Origin of the sequence: Microbacterium sp. HMWF026 (genome assembly GCF_003061325.1) — a bacterium.
GTDB lineage: Bacteria > Actinomycetota > Actinomycetes > Actinomycetales > Microbacteriaceae > Microbacterium > Microbacterium testaceum_E.
Genome location: NZ_QAJB01000452.1, coordinates 5,122 through 6,703 on the forward strand (window position 1 = coordinate 5,122; position 1,582 = coordinate 6,703).

1 protein-coding gene is annotated in these 1,582 nt (G+C 74.4%); it reads right to left on the bottom strand.

Annotated elements, in window-relative coordinates:
- On the bottom strand, positions 1-1,582 hold a 1,582-nt coding region (locus DBR36_RS17980), incomplete at both ends, for a glycosyltransferase (protein ID WP_181373660.1).

Sequence of the window (1,582 nt, forward strand, 5' to 3'; positions counted from 1 at the left end):
GCACCGCGGCGCTGCGGCGGTAGGTCTCGCGCAGGCGCTGCTCCTGGCGCGCGTGCGACGCGTCGAGCCAGGTGACGGCCTCGCAGTAGAGTCGCGCGGCGAGGTCGCGGGCGAGGTCGCCGTCGCGTTCGATCTGCGCGACCACGACGGGCTGCAGTCCGAGGTCGTCGGCCAGGGTGCGCACGGCCTCGACCCAGCGGTCGTCGGGCCGCTCGCGCGCGGCGTGCGAGAGGCCCTGACGCACCGAGATCGCCAGCAACGGGCGGGGGGACTCCGTGTCGCGCAGGGTCGCGGCATCCGCCCCCAGGGCGAAGGCCCAGTCGGGGGTGACCTCGCCGAGCCCCATCATGCGCCGGCTCGCGGCATCCCTCCAGGTCACCGCTCGGCACAGCCGCAGGACCGCGGCGATCACGTGGCGCCAGGGGTGCGGTTCGCGCACGCCCACACCGGTCAGGACGGCAGTGCCCCCGCGCAGACGGTGCACGAGCAGCAGGGGCGCGAGCCGCAGGTAGCGCAGGGCGAAACCGCGGCGCACCTCGGTCTCGCCGGTGTCGAAGGCGTAGACCCCGCGGCCGGACAGCAGCCGGCGCGAGACGGTGCGGCGCCACTGCCCCGCCTCTCGCACGACGGTGTCGCCCGGTTGCAGCCCGAGGCCGCTCAGGTAGTCGTCGCTCTTGTCGCCCACCCACACCGTGAGGGGTCCGAGCGTGCGCAGGTGGTCGAGGTAGCCGCGGCGCAACACGGTGTCGCCGACGTTGTCGAACTGCCCGACCGCGGACGCGAGCACCGGAACCGCGGTGGACGATCCGCCGCCCCGTGCGCGCTCGATCGCGGCGAGCAGCACTCCTCCGCTGTGCGCGCTCGAGAACCGCCGGGCCCAGGCGCTCGTGCGTTCGGCGTCGAGACCGCGCACCCGACGGATCGCGTCGGCGATGTCGACCGGGTCGCCCGAGAACGCCAGCTCGCCCGTGACGGTCGGCACCATCGCGTCCGCCGCGCCGTAGGAGTTCGACACCGCCACGCTCGGGATGCCGCCCATGGCCGACTCCACCAGCACGTTGCCGAACCCCTCGCGGTACGAGGGCAGCACCGTGATGGCGTTCTCGGGAGCGGATGCCACCCAGTCGGCCGTCCATCCCGGCAGATCCAGCGGCACGTCGCGGTCGGCCGCGAAGGTCGTCAGCTCGTCGACGAGGGGCCCCTTGCCGAAGCACACCACCCGCACGTCGAGTCCTTCTGCGCGCAGGAGCGCCGCCGCCTCGACCGCGCGCGTCGCCCGCTTCTGCGGGACGAGGCGCATCGGCAGCAGCAGGTGCAGAGTGCGATCGAGCGAGATGGTGTCGGAGCGGTGCGACGCCGCCGTCCGCACCTCGGCGCGCCGCCCGGCCGGGTTCGGCACGACCACGACCTGGTCGGGCCGCACGCCGTACGCGCCGACGAGCTCCCCCGCCACGGGGTGCGAGATCGCGACCACCGTGTCGGCGTGCCGGTACACCCGGCGCGCGATCTCGCGCTTGACCAGATCGGCGCGGGATTGCGGCTCGGCCTCGCGCGTGGTGATGTTGCGCTCGCTGACCAGCAC